Source organism: Leifsonia sp. YAF41, from assembly GCF_052113185.1.
Taxonomy (GTDB): Bacteria; Actinomycetota; Actinomycetes; order Actinomycetales; family Microbacteriaceae; genus Cryobacterium.
The window spans coordinates 56,295-79,190 of record NZ_JBFRCS010000011.1 but is presented as its reverse complement, the minus strand read 5'-3'; the positions used below and the strand labels follow the sequence as shown (position 1 = coordinate 79,190).

Annotated in this window: 20 protein-coding genes and 1 tRNA gene; 18 read left to right on the top strand and 3 right to left on the bottom strand. The window is 64.3% G+C overall.

From position 1 onward, the window contains the following. Positions 1–95: 95 nt before the first annotated feature. On the bottom strand, positions 96–755 hold the full coding sequence (locus AB4Y63_RS13985; protein ID WP_441791671.1) for a trimeric intracellular cation channel family protein: 660 nt from the start codon (positions 753–755) through the stop codon (positions 96–98). Between the two features lie 78 nt (positions 756–833). Between AB4Y63_RS13985 and recO the strand changes: the two genes are divergently transcribed. The 4 genes from recO to AB4Y63_RS13965 all read left to right on the top strand — a co-directional run bounded on the left by recO (position 834) and on the right by AB4Y63_RS13965 (position 3,352). Next, positions 834–1,556 (top strand): DNA repair protein RecO, encoded by a 723-nt coding sequence (recO, locus tag AB4Y63_RS13980; RefSeq protein WP_441791670.1) that lies wholly within the window; start codon positions 834–836, stop codon positions 1,554–1,556. Further along, a complete protein-coding gene (locus AB4Y63_RS13975) occupies positions 1,553–2,383 on the top strand; it encodes an isoprenyl transferase (RefSeq protein ID WP_441791669.1) in 831 nt (276 codons plus the stop codon). The genes recO and AB4Y63_RS13975 overlap by 4 nt, the downstream gene beginning before the upstream one ends. Before the next feature lie 154 nt (positions 2,384–2,537). Then, complete coding sequence (locus AB4Y63_RS13970) at positions 2,538–3,221, top strand: DsbA family oxidoreductase (RefSeq protein WP_441791668.1); 684 nt, start codon at positions 2,538–2,540, stop codon at positions 3,219–3,221. 5 nt (positions 3,222–3,226) lie between these two features. Then, positions 3,227–3,352 carry a hypothetical protein gene (locus AB4Y63_RS13965; protein WP_441791667.1) on the top strand — a complete coding sequence of 42 codons (126 nt, stop codon included), beginning with the start codon at positions 3,227–3,229 and terminating at the stop codon, positions 3,350–3,352. Positions 3,353–3,450: 98 nt separating this feature from the next. On the opposite strand, the gene AB4Y63_RS13960 is transcribed toward AB4Y63_RS13965, so the two are convergent. Further along, complete coding sequence (locus AB4Y63_RS13960) at positions 3,451–3,969, bottom strand: aminoacyl-tRNA deacylase (RefSeq protein ID WP_441791666.1); 519 nt, start codon at positions 3,967–3,969, stop codon at positions 3,451–3,453. 34 nt (positions 3,970–4,003) lie between these two features. Between AB4Y63_RS13960 and dusB the strand changes: the two genes are divergently transcribed. The 12 genes from dusB to AB4Y63_RS13900 all read left to right on the top strand — a co-directional run bounded on the left by dusB (position 4,004) and on the right by AB4Y63_RS13900 (position 18,671). Continuing rightward, positions 4,004–5,179 carry a tRNA dihydrouridine synthase DusB gene (gene dusB, locus AB4Y63_RS13955; RefSeq protein WP_441791665.1) on the top strand — a complete coding sequence of 392 codons (1,176 nt, stop codon included), beginning with the start codon at positions 4,004–4,006 and terminating at the stop codon, positions 5,177–5,179. Next, positions 5,172–6,422 carry a deoxyguanosinetriphosphate triphosphohydrolase gene (locus tag AB4Y63_RS13950; RefSeq protein ID WP_441791664.1) on the top strand — a complete coding sequence of 417 codons (1,251 nt, stop codon included), beginning with the start codon at positions 5,172–5,174 and terminating at the stop codon, positions 6,420–6,422. Before dusB ends, AB4Y63_RS13950 begins: the two co-directional genes overlap by 8 nt. A 56-nt stretch (positions 6,423–6,478) precedes the next feature. Further along, positions 6,479–8,350, top strand: coding sequence for a DNA primase (gene dnaG, locus AB4Y63_RS13945; protein ID WP_441791663.1), 1,872 nt, complete (start codon positions 6,479–6,481; stop codon positions 8,348–8,350). Between the two features lie 156 nt (positions 8,351–8,506). Then, positions 8,507–10,150 (top strand): ABC transporter substrate-binding protein, encoded by a 1,644-nt coding sequence (locus AB4Y63_RS13940; protein WP_441791662.1) that lies wholly within the window; start codon positions 8,507–8,509, stop codon positions 10,148–10,150. 96 nt (positions 10,151–10,246) lie between these two features. Next, complete coding sequence (locus tag AB4Y63_RS13935) at positions 10,247–11,338, top strand: ABC transporter permease (RefSeq protein WP_441791661.1); 1,092 nt, start codon at positions 10,247–10,249, stop codon at positions 11,336–11,338. 2 nt (positions 11,339–11,340) lie between these two features. Next, entirely contained in the window at positions 11,341–12,435 is a 1,095-nt protein-coding gene (locus AB4Y63_RS13930; protein WP_441791660.1) for an ABC transporter permease, read from the top strand. Continuing rightward, complete coding sequence (locus AB4Y63_RS13925) at positions 12,432–14,120, top strand: dipeptide ABC transporter ATP-binding protein (RefSeq protein WP_441791659.1); 1,689 nt, start codon at positions 12,432–12,434, stop codon at positions 14,118–14,120. Before AB4Y63_RS13930 ends, AB4Y63_RS13925 begins: the two co-directional genes overlap by 4 nt. 4 nt (positions 14,121–14,124) lie before the next feature. Next, entirely contained in the window at positions 14,125–14,991 is an 867-nt protein-coding gene (locus tag AB4Y63_RS13920) for an ATP-binding cassette domain-containing protein (RefSeq protein ID WP_441791658.1), read from the top strand. Next, positions 14,975–15,349, top strand: a complete 375-nt coding sequence (locus AB4Y63_RS13915) for a TfoX/Sxy family protein (RefSeq protein ID WP_441791657.1) — start codon at positions 14,975–14,977, stop codon at positions 15,347–15,349. The genes AB4Y63_RS13920 and AB4Y63_RS13915 overlap by 17 nt, the downstream gene beginning before the upstream one ends. Beyond that, positions 15,346–16,350: a D-isomer specific 2-hydroxyacid dehydrogenase family protein gene (locus AB4Y63_RS13910; RefSeq protein ID WP_441791656.1), complete on the top strand. Its 1,005-nt coding sequence runs from the start codon at positions 15,346–15,348 to the stop codon at positions 16,348–16,350. The genes AB4Y63_RS13915 and AB4Y63_RS13910 overlap by 4 nt, the downstream gene beginning before the upstream one ends. 77 nt (positions 16,351–16,427) lie before the next feature. Next, positions 16,428–16,500 (top strand) — tRNA-Asn (locus AB4Y63_RS13905). A 1,145-nt stretch (positions 16,501–17,645) separates the two neighbouring features. Next, positions 17,646–18,671 (top strand): acyltransferase family protein, encoded by a 1,026-nt coding sequence (locus tag AB4Y63_RS13900; protein ID WP_441791655.1) that lies wholly within the window; start codon positions 17,646–17,648, stop codon positions 18,669–18,671. A gap of 102 nt (positions 18,672–18,773) precedes the next feature. Here AB4Y63_RS13900 and AB4Y63_RS13895 read toward each other — a convergent pair whose 3' ends face one another. Then, on the bottom strand, positions 18,774–19,049 hold the full coding sequence (locus tag AB4Y63_RS13895) for a hypothetical protein (protein WP_441791654.1): 276 nt from the start codon (positions 19,047–19,049) through the stop codon (positions 18,774–18,776). A gap of 263 nt (positions 19,050–19,312) precedes the next feature. On the opposite strand from AB4Y63_RS13895, the gene AB4Y63_RS13890 reads away from it, so the two are divergent. Both AB4Y63_RS13890 and AB4Y63_RS13885 read left to right on the top strand, forming a co-directional pair. Next, positions 19,313–21,124: an HSP90 family protein gene (locus AB4Y63_RS13890; protein WP_441791653.1), complete on the top strand. Its 1,812-nt coding sequence runs from the start codon at positions 19,313–19,315 to the stop codon at positions 21,122–21,124. Next, on the top strand, positions 21,114–22,712 hold the full coding sequence (locus AB4Y63_RS13885; protein WP_441791652.1) for a YbjN domain-containing protein: 1,599 nt from the start codon (positions 21,114–21,116) through the stop codon (positions 22,710–22,712). The genes AB4Y63_RS13890 and AB4Y63_RS13885 overlap by 11 nt, the downstream gene beginning before the upstream one ends. Positions 22,713–22,896: the final 184 nt, after the last annotated feature.

Here is a 22,896-nt window from a genome sequence, read left to right as displayed (position 1 = left end):
ATCTGAAACCTCCCTGCACGGGGACAAGATGGTTCCAGTCTGCTCCCGGCCGGAGCGAAACGCTAGGGTGTTTCGACTGATCTTCAGCGGAGGGATCAGCGACGGCGCCAGCGCGGCCAGCTGCCGATCGCGCGCTGCTGCGGCAGACTCCAGCCATAGCGGGCCGCGAGAATGCGGATGGCGGTCGTCACGACGACGCAGATAATCGCGGCAATCGTGATCGGAACCTGGAGCATGACCAGGATGATGAGCAGCCCGCAGCCGACCCCGGCCGCCACGGCGTAGAGCGAACCGACGTGCATGATGGCGATGGGAACGTTGAGCATCATGTCCCGGATGATCGACCCGCCGACCGCCGAGACGACTCCGACGAACAGCGACGGAATTTCGGGGAGCCCCTGAGACAGCGCCTTGGTCGTACCGATCGCTCCGAACAAGCCGATGGTCACGGCGTCGAGCCCGACGATCAGCGGATTGAGGCGATGGAACAACCGTTGCAGCAGCATCCCGAGTAAGGCGAATCCGGTCGCGATGGGCAAATACCAGTTGCTCTGCAGGGCCGCGGGAACGCCGCCGAGCAGGATGTCACGCAGAAGACCGCCGCCGAGCCCGACGACGATTCCGATCAGCGCGATCCCCAGCAGATCGAAGCGGCGATCGGTGAACCGGCCGGCGAACATGGCGCCCTGGATGGCGCCGATGGCGACCGCCGTCAGGTCGATCGCGAGGGGGATGGTGAAGAGGGTCGCTGCCACTCACTATTGGTACCACGAAAGACGCCCCGAACCCGCCGCTTTGCGCGTGATCGCAGGGGGAAGTGGGAGAATTGGGTTGTGCCTGTTTACCGTGATGAAGCCGTCGTGCTGCGAACCCAAAAATTGGGTGAGGCCGATCGCATTGTCACGCTGCTCACCCGGCAGCACGGCAAGGTGCGCGCCGTCGCGAAAGGGGTGCGCCGGACCGGGTCAAAATTCGGTGCCCGGCTCGAACCGTTCATGGTCGCCGACCTGCAGCTCTACGAGGGCCGCAGCCTCGACGTCATCACTCAGGCCGAGTCGATTAGCTCGTATGGCGCTGTGATCACCGCCGACTACTCGAGCTACACCGCGGCCAGTGCCATGGTCGAGACGGCCGACAAGCTCACCGAATCCGAGGGGTCGCTCCAGCAGTACCTCTTGCTGGTCGGGGCGCTCCGCTCGCTGTCGCGGCACGAGCACGGCGCGAGCCTGACTCTTGACTCCTATCTCTTGCGCGCGCTGTCGATGGCCGGCTGGGCGCCCAGTTTTCAAGATTGTTCCCGTTGCGGCGCGCGCGGCCCGCACTCGGCCGTCGTCGTTCAACTCGGCGGTGTCGTCTGCGACACCTGTGCGCCTCCTGGCTCACCGCGCCTCACCGCCGACACCATCACCCTGCTCGGTGCCCTGCTCACCGGCGACTGGGACTACGTCAAGCAGTCAGCCGAACAGACCAAAGCCCAGGCCAACGGGGTCGTCGCCGCGTACACGCAGTGGCACCTCGAACGCGGCCTCCGATCCCTGGAGCACGTCAGTCGATGAGCCGTAACCCCTTCTCCACGAGGTCCACCCCTGCTCCGTTCACTCACAAAGATGCGGTTGCGTTCAAGCCCCTCGACTGGACCGGCATCTATCCGCCGACGATTCCGGCCAAGGCCGTGCCCGACCACGTCGCCGTGGTGATGGACGGCAACGGTCGCTGGGCCAACGGCCGCGGCCTGACCCGCATCGAAGGGCACAAAGCGGGGGAAGCGGCGCTGCTCGACGTCGTCGCCGGCGCCATCCAGATCGGGGTCAAGCACCTCAGCGTCTATGCGTTCTCGACCGAGAACTGGAAGCGGTCGCCCGACGAGGTGCGCTTCCTGATGGGCTTCAACCGCGACGTGCTGCACCGGCGCCGCGATCAGCTGAACGAGTGGGGGGTGCGCGTGCGGTGGGCCGGGCGCAAGCCGCGCCTGTGGGCATCCGTCATCAACGAACTCCAGTACGCCGAAAAGCTGACCGCACACAACAACGTGCTCACGCTCACCATGTGCGTCAACTACGGAGGCCGCACCGAGATCACGGATGCCGTGCGCCAGCTGGCCGAAGACGTGGCGGCCGGCAAGCTCAAGCCGTCGGGAATCACTGAGAAAGCCATTCAGCGGCACCTCTATGCCGGCGATCTGCCGGATGTGGATCTCTTCGTGCGCAGCTCGGGAGAGCAGCGCACCAGCAACTTCATGCTCTGGCAGAGCGCGTATGCCGAGATGGTGTTTCTCGACACGCTGTGGCCGGATTTCACCCGGGTCGACCTGTGGCGGGCGATCGAGCTCTATGCCGCGCGCAACCGTCGCTACGGTGGCGCGATCGACGCGCCGACGGCCTAGCCCGCCCCGTCGCCTACCCTCATGCGAATACGCCGGCTGTGAGGGGGCGCAAATCGACCTTCCGGGACCCAATGAAGGTCGATTTGCGACCCCTCACGGAGCAGGTCCGACACGGGTGGGAATAACTTCGAGAGCCGGCGGTGTTGGGCCCAGAGTGAGTGAAACTATCAAAGTAGACATCTGGTCAGACATTCAGTGCCCGTGGTGCTATATCGGCAAGCGCAAATTCGAAGCGGGCGCCGCCCAGTTCGGCGGTGACGTCGAGGTTGAGTACCACAGCTTCGAACTGGCTCCCGATACGCCTGTCGACTTCGACGGCAGCCCGGCCGATTACCTCAGCCAGCGCAAGGGCCTGCCGCTTCCGCAGGTCGAGCAGATGCTCCAGAACGTCACCGACATCGCCCAGAGCGTCGGCCTCGAGTACGACTACGACTCGGTCCACCAGACCAACACGGTCAAGGCGCACGAGCTGATCCACTACGCCAAGTCGAAGGGGCGTCAGCTCGAGATGAAGGAACGCCTGCTCAAGGCCTACTTCGTCGAGGGCGGGCACGTCGGACGCATCGAAGACCTCGCCGACATGGCGGCAGAGATCGGCTTCGACCGCGCCGACGTCGTGCGCGCGCTCACCGAGAACGAGTTTCTCGCCGATGTGAAGTCGGATGTCGCCCTGGCCCAGGAATACGGCATCCAGGGGGTTCCGTTCTTCGTCATCGACGGCAAGTACGGCGTCTCCGGCGCGCAGGACGCGGCGACCTTCGCACAGGTGCTGGAACAAGTACGATCAGAGAAGGCAGAGTCGGCTGTAGCGACTCCCCACGAATCGACCAAGGAGTAGTCCGCATGAGCGAAACCACCACCACCATCACCGAAGACGTCGTCGTCGAAGCTGAAGGCCGCCCCACGATCGAACTCGTCGGCCAGGCCGACGCAGGCGGATGCTGTGGCGGAGGCGCCTGCGGCGTCTAAGTGACGAACCGGTCTCACTGACCAACTGGATGACTCGCGGTCTGCTTCGGCACACCGCGGGTTTTTCTTTTCGGCGAGAGCGGATGCCGCGCTCTGCGCTACTCCGGATCCGTCAGGTCTGCGACCGTCGCGTCGAACGCCCGGATCAGCGCATCCGCGTCGACGAACGCACTGTAGCCGTGCTCGCCGGCGCCCATCGCCACCTCCTGGCCCTGCAGCGTCACATCCGCGTACACCGGCCACGCCTGCGTGCTGCCGAGCGGAGTGATGGTGCCGCGCTCATAGCCGGTTGCTTCGAGGGCGAGCGCGGCATCGGGCAGCTGCAGCTTGTTCACCCCGACGAGCGCGCGCAGTTTCGGCCAGGAGATCTTGCGGCCGCCCGGCACCAGCGCGAACAGGAAGTCACCGCTCGAGCGCTTCACCACGAGCGTCTTCACGATGCCCGACGGCTCGATCCCGAGCAGTGAAGCAGCCTCGTGCAGACTGCGCGCGGCGGGCCGTTCGATGATCCGCACCTCAAGGTTTCGGGCCGCGGCATCCTGCAGCACCCGCTCGCGGCCGACCACCCGAGCATCTGAATCTGCACCGGATTCTGCACCGGAGGATGGGTTCTGCATGAGCGGCCCGCGCTTTCTGGGAGAATTGGAGGTGATGATCACTACCACACCCACGATAAGCCAAGCGGCCCCCCTTCGAATCGGTCCGCTCGAGCTCGACGTACCCGTCGTGCTGGCGCCGATGGCGGGCATCACCAACACCGCGTACCGCCGCCTCTGCCGCGAGTTCGGCGCCGGACTGTACGTGAGCGAGATGATCACCTCGCGCGCGCTCGTCGAACGCACGCCAGAGTCGATGCGCCTGATCACGCACCACGAGAGCGAGAAGACGCGGTCGATCCAGCTCTATGGCGTCGACCCGAAGACGGTGGCGGATGCCGTCACGTTGCTGGTCGCCGAGGACCGCGCCGACCACATCGACCTGAACTTCGGCTGCCCGGTGCCCAAGGTCACTCGCAAGGGCGGCGGCTCTGCCCTGCCCTGGAAGAGCACCCTGTTCCGCCAGATCGTCGAAGCCGCGGTCAAGGCCGCCGGCCCTCTGCCGTTGACGGTGAAGATGCGCAAGGGCATCGACTCCGACCACCTCACCTACCTCGAAGCCGGTAAAGCCGCAGAGGGCGCCGGCGTTGCCGCCATTGCCCTGCACGGCCGCACCGCCGCCGAGTTCTACTCCGGCCAGGCCGACTGGGGAGCCATCGAAAAACTGAAGAGCTCGATCACCTCGGTGCCCGTGCTCGGCAACGGCGACATTTGGTCGGCCGACGATGCCCTCCGCATGATGAGCGAAACCGGATGCGACGGCGTCGTCGTCGGTCGCGGCTGCCTGGGGCGCCCGTGGCTGTTCGGTGACCTCGCCGCCGCGTTCAACCCGGAAGCCCACCCCGGCGAGGGCCTGATCCAGCCGAACCTCGGCCAGGTCGCCGCGACGTTCCGTCGGCACGCCGAGCTGCTCACCGAGTTCTTCGAGAGCGAAGAGCGCGGCTGCCGCGACATCCGCAAGCACGTCGCCTGGTACTTCAAGGGCTATCCGGTCGGCGGCGACCTGCGCGCCAGCATGGCGACTGTGCAGTCGCTGGCCCAGCTCGACGACCTGCTCGGCCAGCTCGACGCCGACCAGGCCTACCCTGGCGTCGGCGCAGAGGGCCCCCGCGGCCGCGCCGGAACGCCGAAAAAGCCGGCCCTGCCGGAGAATTGGCTCAACTCGCGCGAGCTTGACGGCGTGCAGCGAGAGAATCTGACCGAAGGCGAAGGGGACACAAGCGGTGGCTAACCCAACGGGCTACAGCGCACACGACGAGGCACGCTGGCTGCCCGAGAAGCATGGTTCGAAGCGCAGCGATTTCGCACGTGACCGGGCCAGACTGCTTCACTCGAGTGCACTGCGGCGCCTGGCCGCCAAGACCCAGGTGCTCAGCCCGTCGGCCGGTCTCGACTTTGCACGCAACCGGCTCACTCACTCGCTCGAGGTCGCCCAGATCGGCCGGGAGCTCGCCTCCCGCCTCGCCCTCGACCCCGATATCGTCGACTCGGCCTGCCTGGCCCACGACATCGGTCACCCGCCCTTCGGACACAACGGTGAGAAGGCGCTCAACACCTGGGCGGCCGACATCGGCGGCTTCGAGGGCAACGCGCAGACCCTGCGCCTGCTCACGCGGCTTGAGCCGAAGGTCTTCGGCGCCGACGGCCGCAGCTACGGACTCAACCTCACCCGGGCCAGTCTCGACGCGAGCTGCAAGTACCCGTGGCCGACCGACTCCTCGGTCGACGACCCGAGCGGTCGGGCCAAGTTCGGCTTCTATCCCGACGATGTCGACGCGTTCACCTGGCTGCGCGAGGGCGCGCCGGCCCGGCAGCTCTGCATCGAAGCCCAGGTGATGGACCTCTCCGATGACGTGGCCTATTCGGTGCACGATTTCGAGGATGCGATTTTCAACGGCTACGTGGATGTCGCGGCGCTCGGCGACCGAGTCAATCACGACGAGCTGGTCTCGTCGATGTACGAGTGGATCGGCGGCGAGATTCCGCACGACGAGCTGATTGCCGCATTCGACCGCCTCGATTCGCTCGACGACTGGTTGGTGGGATGGTCGGGAAGCCGACAGGACCAAGGCAAGTTGAAGAATCTGACCAGCCAGCTGATCGGGCGGTTCTCCGGTGCCGCGGTTCACGCCACGCGGGATGCTTACCCGGTGACGAGCCTCATCCGCTTCAACGGCGCCGTCGTCGTGCCGCGTGAGATTCAAGCCGAGATCGCCGTGCTCAAGGGCATCGTCGCCACGTTCGTGATGTCGACGACGACGCGCAAGCCGATCTACCAGCGGCAGCGTCAGGTTCTGACCAACCTGGCCGACACGCTCTACGCGTCGGGTGGCGCGGCGCTCGACCCGGGGTTCACAGAGGATTGGCGGGCTGCCGACGATGATGCGGCACGCAAGCGCGTTGTCGTCGACCAGGTCGCCAGCCTGACCGACCAATCGGCGCTCGCCTGGCACCAGCGCTTGATCGGCGACTAGCGGGCGTCTCCTCGATCTCGCGGCCGTGAAGCATGCGCTCAACTAGAATCGGGAGTATGGCCGGCCTCATCAAACAAAGCGACATCGAAGAGGTCAAGGCACGTACGAACATTGCCGACGTGATCGGCGACTACGTGAGCTTGAAATCGGCCGGCGTCGGTTCCATGAAAGGGCTCTGCCCCTTCCACGACGAGCGCAGCCCCAGCTTTCATGTGCGCCCCCAGGTCGGTTTCTACCACTGCTTCGGCTGCGGTGAATCGGGCGATGTCTACTCGTTCCTGCAGAAGATGGACCACGTCAGCTTCAGCGAAGCCGTGGAACGCTTGGCGGCCCGCGTCGGCCTGCAGTTGCACTACGAAGACGGCCAGGGCGCCGCTCCAGACCACACCAACCGGGCACGCCTGCTGGCCGCGAACCAGGCTGCCGCGGACTTCTTCGTCGAACAGCTCGGCAGCCCCGGCGCCGAAGTCGGCCGCCAGTTTCTCGGCGAACGCGGCTTCGACGCGGCTGCGGCCGAACGGTTCGGCATCGGCTTCGCCCCGAAAAGCTGGGACGAGCTGACCAATCACCTGCGGTCGAAGGGCTTCAGCACCGAGGAGATCACCCTCGCCGGACTCGTCTCCAGCCGCGAAGGGGGAAGCGGCGTCTACGACCGGTTCAGAGGCCGCCTCGTCTGGCCGATTCGCGACATCACCGGGCAGACCATCGGCTTCGGCGCGCGCAAGCTGCTCGACGACGACAAGGGCCCCAAATACCTCAATACCCCGGAAACGCCGGTCTATCACAAGGCTCAGGTGCTCTACGGGCTCGACTTGGCCAAGCGTGACATCTCCCGCAGCCACCAAGTCGTGGTCGTCGAGGGCTATACCGACGTGATGGCCTGCCACCTGGCCGGGATCACGACCGCCGTCGCCACCTGTGGCACCTCGTTCGGCGTCGACCACATCAAGGTGCTGCGCCGCGTGCTCGGCGACGACAGCGGCATCGGCGAGGTCGTGTTCACCTTTGACCCGGATGCGGCCGGCCAGAAGGCCGCGGTGCGCGCGTTCGGTGAGGAACAGCGTTTCGCCGCACAGACCTTCGTTGCCGTCGCGCCAGAGGGCCTCGATCCCTGCGACTTGCGGCTCAAGCGCGGCGATGACGCCGTGCGCCGCTTGATCGACAGCAAGAAGCCGATGTTCGAGTTCATGATCCGGCAGGTGCTGAGCCAGTACAACCTCGACACCGTCGAGGGGCGCATCTCGGCGCTGCGCGCCGCGGCGCCAGTGGTCGGCGGCATCCGTGACCCCTCGCTCCGTCCCGGCTACGTGCGTGAACTCGCCCGCATGCTCGGCGTCGACATGAGCGAGGTCAGCCGCGCCGTGTCGTCGGCGATTTCGCATCCGAAGGCCGAGGCCCGCGAGACGCCGCGGCGCTACGACGACCAGCCGGCCGAGCCGCAACCGGAGAAGCAATTCTCTCTCGTCGAGTTGCCCTCTGACCCGGCCACACGACTGGAGCGGGACGCCCTGATGGCGATGCTGCAGCATCCGACCCAGATCGGCGTCGACGCGATCGGGCGCGCCGTGCACACGAATTTCGTTCACCCGTCGCTCGCGATCGTTCGCGACGCGATCGCCGTCACCGTTGCCTCCGCCGCCGAACCGGGCTGGCTCGACCGGGTGATCGCCGAGGTGCCGGATTCCTTGACCAAACTCGTCACGGAGCTGGCGCTCGCACCGCTGCCGGAGCGCACAGAACGCGACCTGACGCGCTACGTGAAAGACATCGCTGTGGCACTGATCGACCGTGATCTGCTGCGCCAGAAGGCCGAACTGCTCGGGCGGCTGCAACGCACCGATACGAGCGATCGCGAGGTCTACGTGGCCGTTCAGCGCGAGCTCGTGCGCGTCGAGGCAGAGCGCCGCAACCTGCGCGAACAGTCGTAAATTCGGCCGTCGGCCAACGTTGCAGCTTCGTAAAGACTTCTACCTTTTCTCCGACTGACCCGTTTTCTGTGCTAGTTCTATCCCTACAGCAATGTCGCCGTAACCCCTTTTTTCGGCGACACCGCATGAGATAAACGACAGGAAGAGGTTACGGATATGACATCCGCACCCACGAACGGTAAACGCGTTTTCGCGGTCGCAGCAACAGCAGCTGCGGCCGCTCTCGTTCTCGCTGGTTGTTCAGCCGGCGGATCGTCTGGAGGCTCCACGGACGCCGCCGGCGGCGGAACGATCATCATCGGCACGACTGACCTGGTCACCGTGCTCGACCCGGCAGGTTCGTACGACAACGGCTCGTTCGCCGTGATGAACCAGGTGTTCCCCTTCTTGCTGAACACGCCGTACGGCAGCCCGGATGTCGAGCCCGACATCGCGGCGACGGCCGAGTTCACCGCGCCGACGGAGTACACGGTCACGCTGAAGCCCGACCTCAAGTTCGTCAACGGCAACCCGCTCACCTCGTCGGACGTGAAGTTCACCTTCGACCGTCAGCTTAAGATCAACGACGCCAACGGTCCGGCATCGCTGCTCTACAACCTCGACAGCGTTGAGGCGAAAGACGACACGACCGTCGTCTTCCACCTCAAGCAGGCCGACGACCAGATCTTCCCGCAGATTCTGTCGAGCCCGGCCGGCCCGATCGTCGACGAAGACGTCTTCTCGGCCGACGCGATCACCACCGACAAGGAGATCGTCGACGGTCACGCGTTCGCCGGCCAGTACGACATCACGAGCTACGACTTCAACAACCTCATCGCGTACAAGGCAAACCCCGACTACAAGGGTCTGCTCGGTCCGGCGAAGAACGACGTCGTCAACGTGAAGTACTACACCGACGCGTCGAACCTGAAGCTCGAAGTGCAGAAGGGTGACATCGACGTCGCCTGGCGCAGCCTGTCGGCCACCGACATCGACAGCCTTCGCAGCGACAAGAACGTCAAGGTTGTCGACGGCCCCGGTGGAGAGACGCGCTACATCGTCTTCAACTTCAACACCCAGCCGTACGGCGCGACCACGGCAGAAGCCGACCCGGCCAAGGCCTTGGCTGTGCGCGCTGCAGCCGCAGACCTCGTCGACCGTGCTGAGATCGCCAAGCAGGTCTACAAGGACACCTACACCCCGCTCTACTCCTACGTTCCGGCCGGTTTGACCGGTGCGACAGAGTCGTTGAAGCCGCTTTACGGCGACGGCAACGGTGGGCCGGATGCCGACAAGGCGAAGGCGACACTGGAGGCAGCGGGCGTGACCACCCCGGTCGTGCTGAACCTGCAGTACAGCAACGACCACTACGGCCCCTCCTCGGGTGACGAGTACGCGCTGATCAAGTCCCAACTGGAATCAACCGGTTTGTTCACGGTCAACCTGCAGACGACAGAGTGGGTGCAGTACTCAAAGGACCGCTCCAGCGACGTCTACCCGGCTTACCAGCTCGGCTGGTTCCCCGACTACTCCGACGCCGACAACTACCTCACGCCGTTCTTCCTCAAGGAGAACTTCCTGAAGAACCACTACGACAACCCGGAGGTGAACGACCTGATCCTGCAGCAGGCCGTCACGCCCGACGCGACGGAGCGCACCGGACTGATCGAACAGATCCAGGACAAGGTAGCGGGCGACCTGTCGACCCTGCCGCTGCTCCAGGGCGCCCAGGTGGCCGTGACCGGCGCCGACGTGACGGGAACCTCCGACACGCTCGACCCGTCGTTCAAGTTCCGTTACGCCGCACTCTCGAAAGGCTAGTCAGATCCACCGTTAGGTTCGCCCTAGCTTGAAATGACGGGGGCATCCAGTCGTACCGGCTGGATGTCCCCGTCGCCTTGAAATCGTAAGGACAGCATGACCACTGTGGCAACGGCGCCGGCAGCATCATCACACGCTCCAGCCGGGCGCAAACGAACTTCATCGGGCGGGGGGATCGGGCGCTACATCCTGATTCGTTTTCTGCTCATTTTCCCGACTATCTTCATCCTGGTCTCCATGGTGTTCTGGCTGATGCGCACCACCGGAGACCCGATCACCGCAGCACTCGGCGGCCGGCTCAGCGCCGACCAGCTCGCCGAGCGCATCCACGCGGCCGGCTACGACCGACCGATCCTGATCCAGTACGTCGAGTATCTCGGCCAGATTTTCACTGGAAACTTCGGCACGACGATCAGCACCAACCGCCCCGTCGTCGAGGTGCTCACCACCTACGGCACGGCGACGGCCGAGCTGGCGTTCTACTCGCTCCTCGTCGCGTTCATCGTGGGTATTCCGCTCGGAATGGTCGCGGCGTACTGGCGTGACCGGGGCCAGGATGCCTCCCTGCGCGTCTTCGCAATCCTCTGCTACGCCACACCGGTGTTCTTCTCCGGTCTGCTGTTCAAACTCGTCTTCGCCGTCTGGCTCGACGTGCTGCCGGTCTCCGGGCGGGCCTCAACGCGGGCCGAGCTTCAAATGCAGATGCTGCCGAACAAAACCGGCTTCTACACGATCGACGCGATCCAAACCGGAAACCCCGCGGTGTTGGCGGATGTCCTTCAACACGCCGTGCTTCCCTCGCTCGCACTCGGGCTCCTCACCGCCGGCGTCTTCTTGCGCCTCGTGCGCGCCAACGTGATCGGCACGCTCGGCACCGACTACGTCGACGCCGCGCGATCCCGCGGGGTCAGCGAGTTCCGCCTCGTGAGCAAGCACGCCTACCGGCCGGCGCTCATCCCGATCATCACCGTGATCGGACTGCAGATCGCGCTTCTGCTCGGCGGGGCCGTGCTGACCGAGACGACGTTCGAGTGGAAGGGCCTCGGCTTCATGCTCTCCGAGTTCTTGAAAGCGCGGGACTTCGTCGCGGTGCAGGGCATTGTCGCCCTGCTCGCCGTCATCGTTGCGCTGTCGAACTTCATCGTCGACATCATTGCCGCGATCATCGACCCGAGGGTGAGGTACTAGCCATGACCGAACTCATCGACACCCCGATTGCCGACATCCGTCGCCCGTCGCTGTGGCAACGCCTTCCCGTCGTGCATCAGGTGCGGCAGAGCGTGGGACTGCAGCGCGGGATGCTCCTGGCCGGCCTCACGATCACCGGCTTGTTCATCTTCACCGCAATCTTCGCGCCACTGCTCGCGCCATATGGCTACGACCAGCTGCGCGACGCGAGCGGAGTCTTCGGAGCGCAGCAACCGCCCGGAGGGGCCCATCTGCTGGGCACGACGGTCGGTGGCTATGACGTGCTGTCCCGGGTGATCTGGGGAGCGCAGACCGCGATCTTCGTGATCGTCGTCGCCGTCACACTGTCGCTGTTCGCGGGGGTGGCATTGGGACTCGTTTCCGGCTACTTCGGCGGCTGGCTCGACCGCGTGCTCGTCGTCGTCTGCGATGCCGTCTACGCTTTCCCTTCGCTGCTGCTCGCCATCGTCATGTCGATCGTGATCTCGGGCGGAAAGTCCGACCTCGTCGGCGGTGTGCTCGCCGCGGCGATCTCGATCACCGTGGTGTTCATTCCGCAGTACTTCCGGGTGATCCGGGCGGAGACCGTGCGGATCAAATCCGAGGCCTATGTCGAATCGGCGCGAGTTCTCGGCGCCAGCAACAGCCGGATTATGTTCCGTCACGTTCTGCGCAACGCCACCCGCACCCTGCCCCTGATCTTCACCCTGAATGCGTCGGAGGCGATCCTCACGCTCGCCGGCCTCGGCTTCCTCGGCTTCGGTATTGAACCGTCGTCGGCCGCGGAGTGGGGTTACGACCTGAACAAGGCGCTCTCAGATGTCACGAGCGGCATCTGGTGGACCGCACTGTTCCCCGGCCTGGCCATTGTGCTTGCCGTGCTCGGCATCACGCTCGTCGGAGAGAGCCTCAACGACCTCGCCGACCCGCGCCTGCGCGGCCGGCGCCGGGTCGGCCAAGACTCAGGTCTGGTGGCCGAAACCTCGGTGGTTCCCGGTGGCTCGCTCGACTCGGTGCCCGGTATTTCCGGCATCGAACCCAGCGGAATGCCCGATTACAGACGGCCTGAAGACGACGGATTCGAGGGACGACCATGAACGACATCGTGACAATCACCAACCTGGGGGTGTCCTTCTCGACCGACGCCGGAGCGGTGAAGGCCGTCGACGGGGTCAGCCTCACCGTCGCGCCGGGGGAAGTGCTCGCCATCGTCGGCGAGAGCGGCAGCGGCAAAACCGTCACCGCGAAGACGCTTCTCGGCCTCCTCCCGGAAACGGCGACCACCAACGGTGTCGTGATCCTGCGGAGCAAGGACGGTTCCGACCAGAACGACGTGCTCTCGGTCAGCAAGAGCCGGTTGCGCTCGCTGCGCGGCACCGACGTGTCGATGGTGTTCCAGGAGCCCTCCACGGCTCTGAACCCCGTCTACACCGTCGGCTGGCAGATCGCCGAAGGCATCATGGCGCACGGCAAGTTCTCCAAGGCCGAAGCGCGGGCGAAGGCGATCGACATCCTGGGCCGGGTCGGCATTCCCGAGCCTGAGGTGCGCGTCAACTATTACCCGCACCAGTTCTCGGGCGGTCAGAAACAGCGAGTCGTCATTGCGATGGCTTTGGTGCTCGACCCCGGCCTGATCGTCGCCGACGAGCCGACCACGGCACTGGATGTGACGGTGCAGGCTGAGATCCTCGACCTGTTGCGTCGCTGCCGTGACGAGTTCGGTACCGCGATCGTGCTGATCACCCACAACATGGGAGTCGTCGCCGATCTGGCCGACCGGGTCGCGGTGATGTACCAGGGTAAATTGGTCGAGGAAGCCGATGCCCAGACGCTGTTCAGCAACCCGCAGGCCGACTACACCAAGCGCCTGCTGGCCGCGGTGCCGCACGTCGGGCAGGGCATCGCGTATGCCCGCGCTCGCGCGGAAGCGCGTACTCCGGAGTGGGAAGCGCAAGCTCCGGTCGTCGTCGCCGACAATCTGCGCATCGACTATCCGGGACGGTTCGGCCGGGCCGCATTCACCGCCGTCGACGGGATCAGTTTTTCGATCAGACCGGGCGAGGTTCTGGGCCTGGTGGGGGAGAGCGGATCCGGAAAGACCACGACCGGGCGAGCGATCGCCGGCCTGACGCGGGTCACCGGCGGATCGCTGCAGGTGCTCGGTCACGAGATGAACGGGGTCAAGGAGCGTCGCTTCAAGAAGATCCGGAACAACATCGGATTCGTCTTTCAGGATCCGGCCTCGAGCTTCAACCCGCTCTTGACCATCGCCGATTGTGTGGCAGAGCCGCTCATCGTTCACGGGAGGTTCTCGAACCCCGCAACAGCGAGAAAGCGCGTCGACGAACTGCTCGAGGCGGTGCAGCTACCGCGTGCCTACGGTGATCGGTATCCGCACGAGTTGAGCGGCGGGCAGCGACAGCGCGCCAGCCTGGCCAGGGCACTCGCTCTGGAACCTGCGCTGTTGATCGCCGACGAACCGACCTCCGCACTCGACGTCTCGGTTCAGGCGCGTGTGCTCGAGCTGTTCGCCGAGCTGCAGCGCGAGTTCGGATTCGCCGCACTGTTCATCAGCCACGACCTGGCCGTCGTCGACATTCTGGCCGACCGGATTGCCGTGCTCTACCGCGGCAAACTCGTGGAGGAGGGAACCGGCGCTGAGGTGCTCGGCGCGCCGCAGGATCTCTACACGCAACGGCTCCTCGCCAGCTTGCCGGTGCCGGATCCGGCTGAGCAAGCACTGCGGAGGGAAGGGCTTCGACGTCTGCGTGCGGCAGGATAGGAACATGACCAGCGGCAAAGTCTCAGCCTTTCCGATCTCGACGAGCGATCTGACGATTGAGTACCCGCCACACGGCGCCAGCGCGGCGTTCGTCGCGGTGCACGGTCTCACCCTGCGTCTCGCCCCCGGGGAGGTGCTCGGTCTGCTGGGCGAGAGCGGATCGGGCAAGAGCACCGTCGCGCGCATCCTCTCCGGCGCGGCGCTCAGGAGTGACTACGGCGATGTGCGCCCGGTGATCACCGGGGGAGAGGCGAGCGTACTCGGTCACAAGCTGCGGCGAATCGGTCGTCGGGCGCTCAACCAGGTCACCTTCGGGGTGGGCATGCTGGCTCAGGATGCCGCCGAAACGCTGCCGGCCACGATGACGGTTTCCGAGATCGTTGCGGAGCCGGTGCTCGACCGGGATCGCCGGTTCAACAACGTCGCGCTGGCGAACCGGGTGGCCACGATGATCGACGCGGTACGGCTTCCGCTGGCGGTTCTCGACAAGTTTCCCTACGAGCTCAGCAGCGGTCAACGCCAGCGTGTTGCATTGGCCCGTGCGCTCGTGTTCGGGCCGGAGCTGCTGATCGCCGACGAGCCGACCGCCGGGGTCGATGCGACGGTGCGCAATGCGGTGATCGACCTGATCGGTGAGTTGCAACGCGAGCGCGAGTTCTCCGCCCTGGTGATCAGCCACGACCTGGCCGTGCTGCGCCGGGTGGCGAACCGGATTGCTGTCATGCACCAGGGTGTTCTGGTCGGGCTCGGAACCATCGACGATGTCTTCACCGACCCCTGGCATCCGTATGTGGCCGAGATGGCGAAGGCGTTGACGATCACATCAGTCGATCATCACGAGAAGGCCAACAACCATGTCGACAAGCCCTGACACCGTTGCATTCATCGAAGATCAGCTCGGCGGGTTGAACGTTCGCACACGGGCGATGTTCGGCGAATTCGGCTTGTACTGCGATGAGAAGATCGTTGCGCTGATCTGCGATGACTCCCTGTTTCTGAAACCCAGCGCCATCGATCAGGGACTGCTCGAACGCACCGCGCTCGCGCCGCCGTATCCGGGGGCGAAGAACTACCACCGGGTGCCGGGCGACGCCCTGGAAGACCGGGACTGGCTGGGCGAGGTGGTGCAGGCCACCGCCGACGCGTTGCCGCTGCCGAAGCCGCGCGCGCCGAAGGCTCGCACCTCGAAATCAGCGTCGGGCCCGTCTTCGTCGGATAACCCGCGATGACCTCGTCGGGCGCTCCACGCCACCGTGCGATTCTGGCCACCGAAGTTCTCCCGCTCCCCGTCCCGCAGCGCCCGGTTCCCGGCCCGATCGCGGTGCTGCCGACTGCCGAAAAGTTGTTCACCGACGCGGTGACGGATGCCGGTGGCACGCTGGCCCCGCTCTCAAGCGAGACGCGAGGCCTCGTCTGGCTCTCCTACTCTCGTTCCGACGAGCTGGGGGAGATTCTCGCGGCGCATCCGCAGCTCGGCTGGGTGCAGCTTCCCTGGGCCGGTGTAGACGCGTTCAGCGCCATTCTGGCGGCTCACGACCGCCCCGGACTGCTCTGGACAAGTGCGAAGGGTGCCTACGCACAGCCCGTTGCCGAGCACGCGCTCGCCCTGACGCTCGCGCAGCTTCGCGTGCTGCACACCCGCGCGCGGGCGACGGCGTGGGATTCGGTGCCGGCCGGTCGCTCACTCTATGGCCGCAACGTCGTCATCATCGGCGCGGGCGGCATCGCACTCGAACTGATCAGCCTGCTCGCCCCATTCGGTGCACACGTCACGGTCGTGCGACGGAGCGAGGCCCCGGTGCCCAGCGCCGACCGTACGGTGCCCACCGGTGACCTGCTGCAGGTACTGCCGGAAGCCGACGTGGTGGTGGTGGCAGCCGCGCTCACCGGCGACACCCGCCACCTGATCGGCGCGGCCGAGCTGGCCGCCATGAAACCGGAGGCGGTTCTCGTGAACATTGCCCGGGGCGGTCTCGTCGACACCGCTGCTCTCGTGCAGGCTCTGGCGACGGGAGTGATCGCTGGAGCGGCGCTCGACGTCACCGATCCGGAGCCGCTGCCCGATGGGCATCCGCTCTGGAGCGAGCCGCGATGCCTGATTACCCCGCATATGGCCGACACGCCCGAGATGACTTCGCCGCTGCTCGCCGAGCGAATTCGTCTCAATGTGCGTGCGTTCCTTGAAGATTCAAGGTTCGTAGGCGTCGTCGACCCTGCCCGGGGCTACTGAACGGGCGGCTGAGGAGGCCTGCTGGATTTGGTGATGCGGCAACCTTTGATAAAGTAGCAACGCTGCTTCGGCAGTATTCCTCGATAGCTCAATTGGCAGAGCAGCCGGCTGTTAACCGGCAGGTTGTTGGTTCGAGTCCAACTCGGGGAGCGAAAGGCCACCAAGGGCTCCACCCCTGGTGGTCTTTTTTGCTTTAAGACCCTCGAAGAACTTGTTGACTGGAATGTCGAGGAAGCTCGCGAACATCGCGAGATCGCTGGCGCTGCATTCGACGTCGCCAGACGTGCGGCGTGAGACATAGACGTTCGTCAATCCGAGAGCCGTTGCGGCCTTGCGGTCGGACCATCGTTGGCGCGTGAGTTCCGCGCTGAGGTTCGCTGCAACGAGCTGGGCGGTTGAGTCCCGTTCGGTGTTTCGTCGTTGCTTCCTTCACTGGCGGTACTCGTGCCCCAGGCGATTCGCTGGCTTTGGGCCTGGTGAGCGGCGGCAACAAGACCATGATCGCGGCTGGCGTCGACATCCTGAATACCTACGTTTACGGTGAGAACGCGGCTACTGGTGAATGGATGCGAAGCGTTGACGGCGTTGCGTGGAGTTCGCTGGGCGGACAATTGTTCAGGACTTCGGTTCAGGAAGACGCGCCATTGATCTTGTTTTCGGTGGCGGGTACAAGTACGCGCTGATTTCGCCGACCGACCTTGACGGGTGGGCGATCCCTGACACCATGCAAGCGATCTATCGCGCTCCAGTAGGCGTGTGGGACTCGTGGACCAACGTGACGCCTTCAGGGTTGCCCGCGGGCACGGTTGGTCGGCCATCGAACTTGGTCCACAACGGCACATATCTATTCCACGGGAATTACGGCTACTACGCCACCGACACCCCGTGCACCATCCGCAGGAGTGCCGACAACGGGATCAACTGCCCCCACGCCGTATTCCTGCCGAACACGGAACGCACGGGCGGGCACCTGCGCTGTAAACGAAGATCTGTTCTACATTTCGACCGCCGAGAACGGTGCGATGGGCACCCGGTACGGGATATGGATTGCCCGCGCCAACCCCTGGCGCGCCGTGCTCCTCGAGGAACTGCCTGGACCGTGGAACGCGCCCCTATCAAGGATCGGTAGAACCTTCCGGGTGGGCACGTTCCTGCTGAATACGCGTTCACGGATCACCATTCCCACGCTGACGTAGCTCCGCCGGCCTTAAGCGTCGGATAGCGTTAGCGGAATGGGGGAACACACACAACAAATCACTATCTCGCCAGCCCGGTCTGATGAGACTGGAAACCGCGTGACCCGTCGAACAATCGGCGGGTCACTTGGCGGACGGGACAACGCACTCAACTTCCTCAGGCTCCTTCTGGCTGCGGCCGTCATTGTCTCGCACTCGGGTGTGCTTGGCGGATTCCAGCCAATAGAGAACAAGGCCTTCGGGCCAATCGGCGGATACGCGGTCTATGCGTTCTTCGCGATTTCTGGGTACCTCATCGCCGGCTCCCGTATGCGACTCCCGTTCGTCGCGTACTTGTGGCATCGAGCTCTACGAATAATGCCTGCGTTCTGGGTCTGCCTGATCATCACTGCTTTCGTGTTCGCCCCCATCGCCGCAACCGTTGCGGGCGAGGACTGGTCGCCCATCTCATCGCTGGGATACCTCATCAAGAACTCTGCGCTCCTGATGACACAGGACGGCATCCTCAACACGCTGCAGTCAGTCCCCAATCCGCCCAATTGGAATGGGTCAGTATGGACCCTCATCTGGGAGTTCGCCTGCTACATCGGTGCCGCGGCCCTTCTCTCAATTCCTTTCGCACGCAAACACCCCGTGCCCACACTTGCCGTGCTGCTCGTCACGTCGGGGATTATCGTCGCCATCTCCGCTGACCGCCTGGACTGGCTGCGCCTCGGCAGCTTCTTCATTGCCGGCATGCTCTTCTACTTCCTCCGCGACCGCATCCCGGTGAACGCGTGGATCGCGGTCACCTGCGCGGTCGTGTTCGCTGGCTTCTTCGTCCTTGGCATCGCCCCGTACTTCGGACAAATCCCATTCGCCTACATGGTGTTCTGGGTGGCATCTGTTCTGCCGATCCGCATCGGCTCGAAGAACGACATCTCTTACGGGGTGTACATCTACGGTTGGCCGGTGCAGCAGGTGATCGCCGTGTTGGGGGGATCCRTACTCGGTCATCTCGGCCACTCACTCGTTTCGTTCGCTCTTGCAGCCGCACTCGGGTGGCTGTCTTGGAAGCTGGTCGAGAAACCCGCGCTCACCCTAAAGAACGCGCTTGATCCGAAGGGCGCGTCAAGTTTGAAGTAGCCACCTGGTCGCATTCTGGTTTCGTCCCAACGTTGTCAGCAGCACCAAGCACGGTCCTAGCCCCGCTCGCCATCTCCGGATGGCGGGCGGGGCGTTTCGTTGTTAGCCCTGCGCCCCGTGCGCGAGGTGGATATTCGGCGGCAACCTCTGCTCACTCTGGACCACGTCGTACAGCACCATGTCGTTCGCCTTCTCCAGGGAGTCGTGCACGCCCATCAGTACCCGTTTGGCACGGTCGATGTCCCACTTGATGAGCAGGTAGCGTTCGGCGCCGTCCTTGTCGCGCAGACGCTGGATGCCGGCCTTCGGGATGACGGGTCGTTGCGCATGACAAGCCCAGTTGTCGACGTCGACGCGGATCGGTTTCGGGAAGGGCACGGCAATACGGTACGGCCTTGGATTGGCTAGAAACCAAGGCAAGCTGGAAACCGGCAGGTTGTTGGTTCGAGTCCAACTCGGGGAGCGAAAGGCCACCAAGGGCTCCACCCCTGGTGGTCTTTTTGCTTTAAGCTCCCATCGCATCGATCGGAGTTATCGGCAAGAACGTGTGGATAGCGTCGGGTGTCATGCTCGGCCTTGCTCAAAACCCCACATCAGCGACGGCGATTCAGCGTTTTCTTTCAAGCCGTAGAATTCTCGTCATGAGAAGTGAGAGCACCCCCACCGTTCAGCGCTTTCAAGTAGACCTGTCCGGCATGGTCGATCTCTTGTCCCGACACCTCTACTCCGGGCCGCAGGTATATGTGCGGGAGTTGCTACAGAACGGTGTTGATGCAATCACAGCGCGTCGGAAGTTCGACCCGGACGCACCTGCACGGATAACGATCACATTGTCCGAAGGACTGATCGAGGTGCATGACACCGGCGCTGGGTTGACCATTGCTGAGGCGAGAGAGTTGCTCGCAACTATCGGCCGTTCCTCAAAAAGAGATCCGATGCTCGGATTGGGCCGGTCGGAGTACATCGGTCAGTTCGGGATTGGCATGCTCGCGGCGTTCATGATCGCCTCGCGAATCGAGGTTACGTCTCGTTCAATGGGTGTCGGCGCTGCTCCGATCCGGTGGGTCGGTCACGATGACGGCACGTTCGAGGTTGAAGAGATCGCCGATTCGGATGCGCCCGAATCAGGCACAACGGTTCGACTTGTCGCCCGGGCGGACATGGCTGAATGGGTTTCGCTCGAGACCGTCTCCACGCTTGCAAAGGAATACGGTTCGTTTCTGCCATTCCCGGTAGTGATCGAGGCGCCCGACCACGCTCCGGTGTCAATTTCACGACCTGAACTGCCGTGGAAGGTGACATACGCCTCACCTGCCGCGCGTGTTGCGGCGCTGCGCGCTTACTGTGAGGAAGAGCTGGGATTTACTCCGCTTGCACACATCGATCTGGAGGTTCCGCTGGCCGGGGTTTCCGGCGTGGCTTTCATCCTCCCGCAGTCGGTCACCACCGGGTCGCATGCCCACCGAGTTTATGTGAAGCGGATCCTGCTGAACGCCCGCACAGAGGGCCTGCTGCCTGAGTGGGCGTTCTTTGTCCGCGTCGTGGCCGATACCGGGCTCAGCCCGACCGCCTCACGCGAAGCCCTCCATGACGACGAAATCCTCGAGGCCACGCGCGAGCAGCTTGGCGCACAGTTGCGCGCCTGGGCCCGACGCACGCTCACGAATGGCTCGGACACGGCCCGGAAGTTCATTTCCACTCACCACCTCGCGTTGCGATCGCTCGCGGTGAGCGATGAGGAGATGCTGGAACTGGTCGCACAGATCCTGCCGTACGAGACGACCGATGGTTCTTTGACTCTCGCCGACGTCTCCCGTCACGGTGAGCTGCTGTACACCACCACAACCGAGGCATACCGCCGGGTTGCGACCGTTGCCCGTGCCCAGGGCCTGATCGTGGTCAATGYCGGGTACGTCTACGACGCGGAAATCATCCACAAGCTCGGGCTCAGCGGCTGGGCGGTGCGAGAGCTCGGCTCAGGAGACCTTGTCCAAGCGCTGGGGGAGCTCGACCCGTCCCGCACTGCCGAAGTCGCCGAAGCTACCGAGATCGCTCGACGAGTACTCTCGAGCGAAGACTGCGACGTGATCGTTCGGGAGTTCGAACCCCGCGGGGTGCCTTCAATCCTGCTGCGAGACCGGGGCGGCGACTTCCAGCGTGGTCTCACTTCCGAGCGCGGGATGCATGGCGGCGCCTGGGGCGATTTGCTCGGATCGCTTGCGGAACCCGAAGCGGGGCCGACACGCACACTGGTCTTGAACGACTCCGCCCCCGTCGCCCGTCAACTTCTCGATGCCACCGGTGAAGTATTCGACGCGGGCCTGAAGAGCTTGTATCTGTCCGCAGTGATGCTCGCCGGGGAAGGGCTCCGTCCCAGCGAGATCGACGCCATGAATAACGCGCTCAGCGTTTTGCTGAGTGCCAGCTTGAGGGGAAGCAACAATGAACAATGACGAAGCACGAAGCGAATTGGACGAGGTGTATAGCTTGCCCGACGGGCTAGCCCGCAACGCCCGCGCCGAGGATCTCGCCCGGCGGATCGAGAACGAAGGGCCCGCCGATTTCCTCGCGGAGGCCTTGCTCGATCTCATCGACGCATACACCTCGAGCGATGAGGCGTACAAGTCGTTCCCTGTGATGGCCAGGCTGTTGAGATTGTGGGACGAGCGCCCCGACCTTTTCGACAAGTCCGATGAGTTCTCGCTGTTTTGGCAGTTCAAATGGGTCGCCGGTCACCTCTCGGCGTGGTTGCAAGTATCCCGCCCGCAGGGTCTCGCCGTGCTTGAGGATATGCAACGCCGCTACGATCTCGCCGGCCATGGAGCGAGCGGGTACCTGGCCGCCCGGTTCCGGTACGCCTATCTGACGGGTGACCCCGCCGCCGAGGATGTCCGGGCCCTGTGGCGGGCTACCCCGCGCGATGAGTTCTCGAATTGCGCCGCCTGCGAGCCAGGCGAACAAGCCGACTACCTGTATGTCACCGGCCAATACGATCAACTCGCCGCACTCGCAAGCAAGCTTCACGGGTCTTGCAATCTTGAACCCACGCGGGGCCTTTCGGCGCTTGCTGTTGCTCACCTGATGAGGGGCGAGGCAAGCCAGGCGGCAGCCATTCTGGGCGAGGCTCATCGCCGCATGACGTTGGACGTGCCGACCGATGCGGCCGGAGCGCGTGGGCAACAACTCGAGGTTCTGCTCCGCGGTGGGCAGATCGACGAGGCGCTCAAACGGCTCCGCACGGCGGATAACGTCTTGCTCGACGGGGCGAAGACCCCTCTCGCCCACCTCAGCTTCCTCATCTCGCTGCTTGCCGGATTGTCTTCGACGCTTGAGCAGCACGCAACCCGCAGTACCAAGTTGCAAGCTCCTCACGGGGCGACACTCTCCGAGCTGCACCTCCAGGTTCTCGACAAGGCACGTGACCTCGGCAATAAGTTCGACGATCGCAACGGCAATGCCTTCTACGCGGGACTCATTGACCGAGCCCTCACGGCACTGCAAGCACCCGAGCCCCTGCCCGACCAGCCGGAGGTCAATACATCCAGAGAGGACGATATGCCTGTGGCACTCAACGATTTCAACGAGGATGCGGCGACTCTCGGCGCGCTCACCACAGAGCGAATTGAGAACGCGCTCAACGCCGATGGGGTCAATCACGGCACCGACAAGGACGGCGACATCGTCTCTGCGTGGGACGACAACCCGTTCTGGTTCCTGGTGATCGGCAACGAAAGCCCCGTCTTGCGCATCAGCGCGAAATGGAAGGCATGGCTGCCTGGTGCAAGTCATGCTGCTGCGATGGACGCAGCCAACGAATGGCACACCTCACGGCTCTTCCCCCGTGTGCAGGTCAGCACTGATGCTGACGGCGACGTGATTTTCGGCATCGACCACAACGTCGACCTTGAGTTCGGGGTCACCGATGCTCAACTGCGAAACGAGATCAGCACGGCCATCCGCTCGGGACTCCAGTTCTTCGGGTCCCTTGAGGAACGTTTCCCTGATGCGGTCGCTGCGGCAGAAGCGTTCCGGACCGCCTGAGTGTCGTGAAGCGACGATGCTGGCTGTGCGGGGCCGTCATTAGTGTCCAGAAATGGTCGGAATGCCCCCGTGCGTGCCCGAATGGTAGTTGGCAGGCTACCGTCAGGAAATGGCGGAAGATCATGGATCTTTGCTTTCCCAGATACGCACAAGGCGCCTGAATCACTTTCGGCAGGTTGTTGGT

Coding starts and splice junctions, on each gene's coding strand:
- AB4Y63_RS13975 (WP_441791669.1), top strand. CDS start 1,553: ATGAGCCGTAACCCCTTCTCCACGAGGTCCACCCCTGCTCCGTTCACT.
- AB4Y63_RS13965 (WP_441791667.1), top strand. CDS start 3,227: ATGAGCGAAACCACCACCACCATCACCGAAGACGTCGTCGTCGAAGCT.
- AB4Y63_RS13960 (WP_441791666.1), bottom strand. CDS start 3,969: ATGCAGAACCCATCCTCCGGTGCAGAATCCGGTGCAGATTCAGATGCT.
- dusB (WP_441791665.1), top strand. CDS start 4,004: ATGATCACTACCACACCCACGATAAGCCAAGCGGCCCCCCTTCGAATC.
- dnaG (WP_441791663.1), top strand. CDS start 6,479: ATGGCCGGCCTCATCAAACAAAGCGACATCGAAGAGGTCAAGGCACGT.
- AB4Y63_RS13940 (WP_441791662.1), top strand. CDS start 8,507: ATGACATCCGCACCCACGAACGGTAAACGCGTTTTCGCGGTCGCAGCA.
- AB4Y63_RS13935 (WP_441791661.1), top strand. CDS start 10,247: ATGACCACTGTGGCAACGGCGCCGGCAGCATCATCACACGCTCCAGCC.
- AB4Y63_RS13930 (WP_441791660.1), top strand. CDS start 11,341: ATGACCGAACTCATCGACACCCCGATTGCCGACATCCGTCGCCCGTCG.
- AB4Y63_RS13925 (WP_441791659.1), top strand. CDS start 12,432: ATGAACGACATCGTGACAATCACCAACCTGGGGGTGTCCTTCTCGACC.
- AB4Y63_RS13920 (WP_441791658.1), top strand. CDS start 14,125: ATGACCAGCGGCAAAGTCTCAGCCTTTCCGATCTCGACGAGCGATCTG.
- AB4Y63_RS13915 (WP_441791657.1), top strand. CDS start 14,975: ATGTCGACAAGCCCTGACACCGTTGCATTCATCGAAGATCAGCTCGGC.
- AB4Y63_RS13910 (WP_441791656.1), top strand. CDS start 15,346: ATGACCTCGTCGGGCGCTCCACGCCACCGTGCGATTCTGGCCACCGAA.
- AB4Y63_RS13885 (WP_441791652.1), top strand. CDS start 21,114: ATGAACAATGACGAAGCACGAAGCGAATTGGACGAGGTGTATAGCTTG.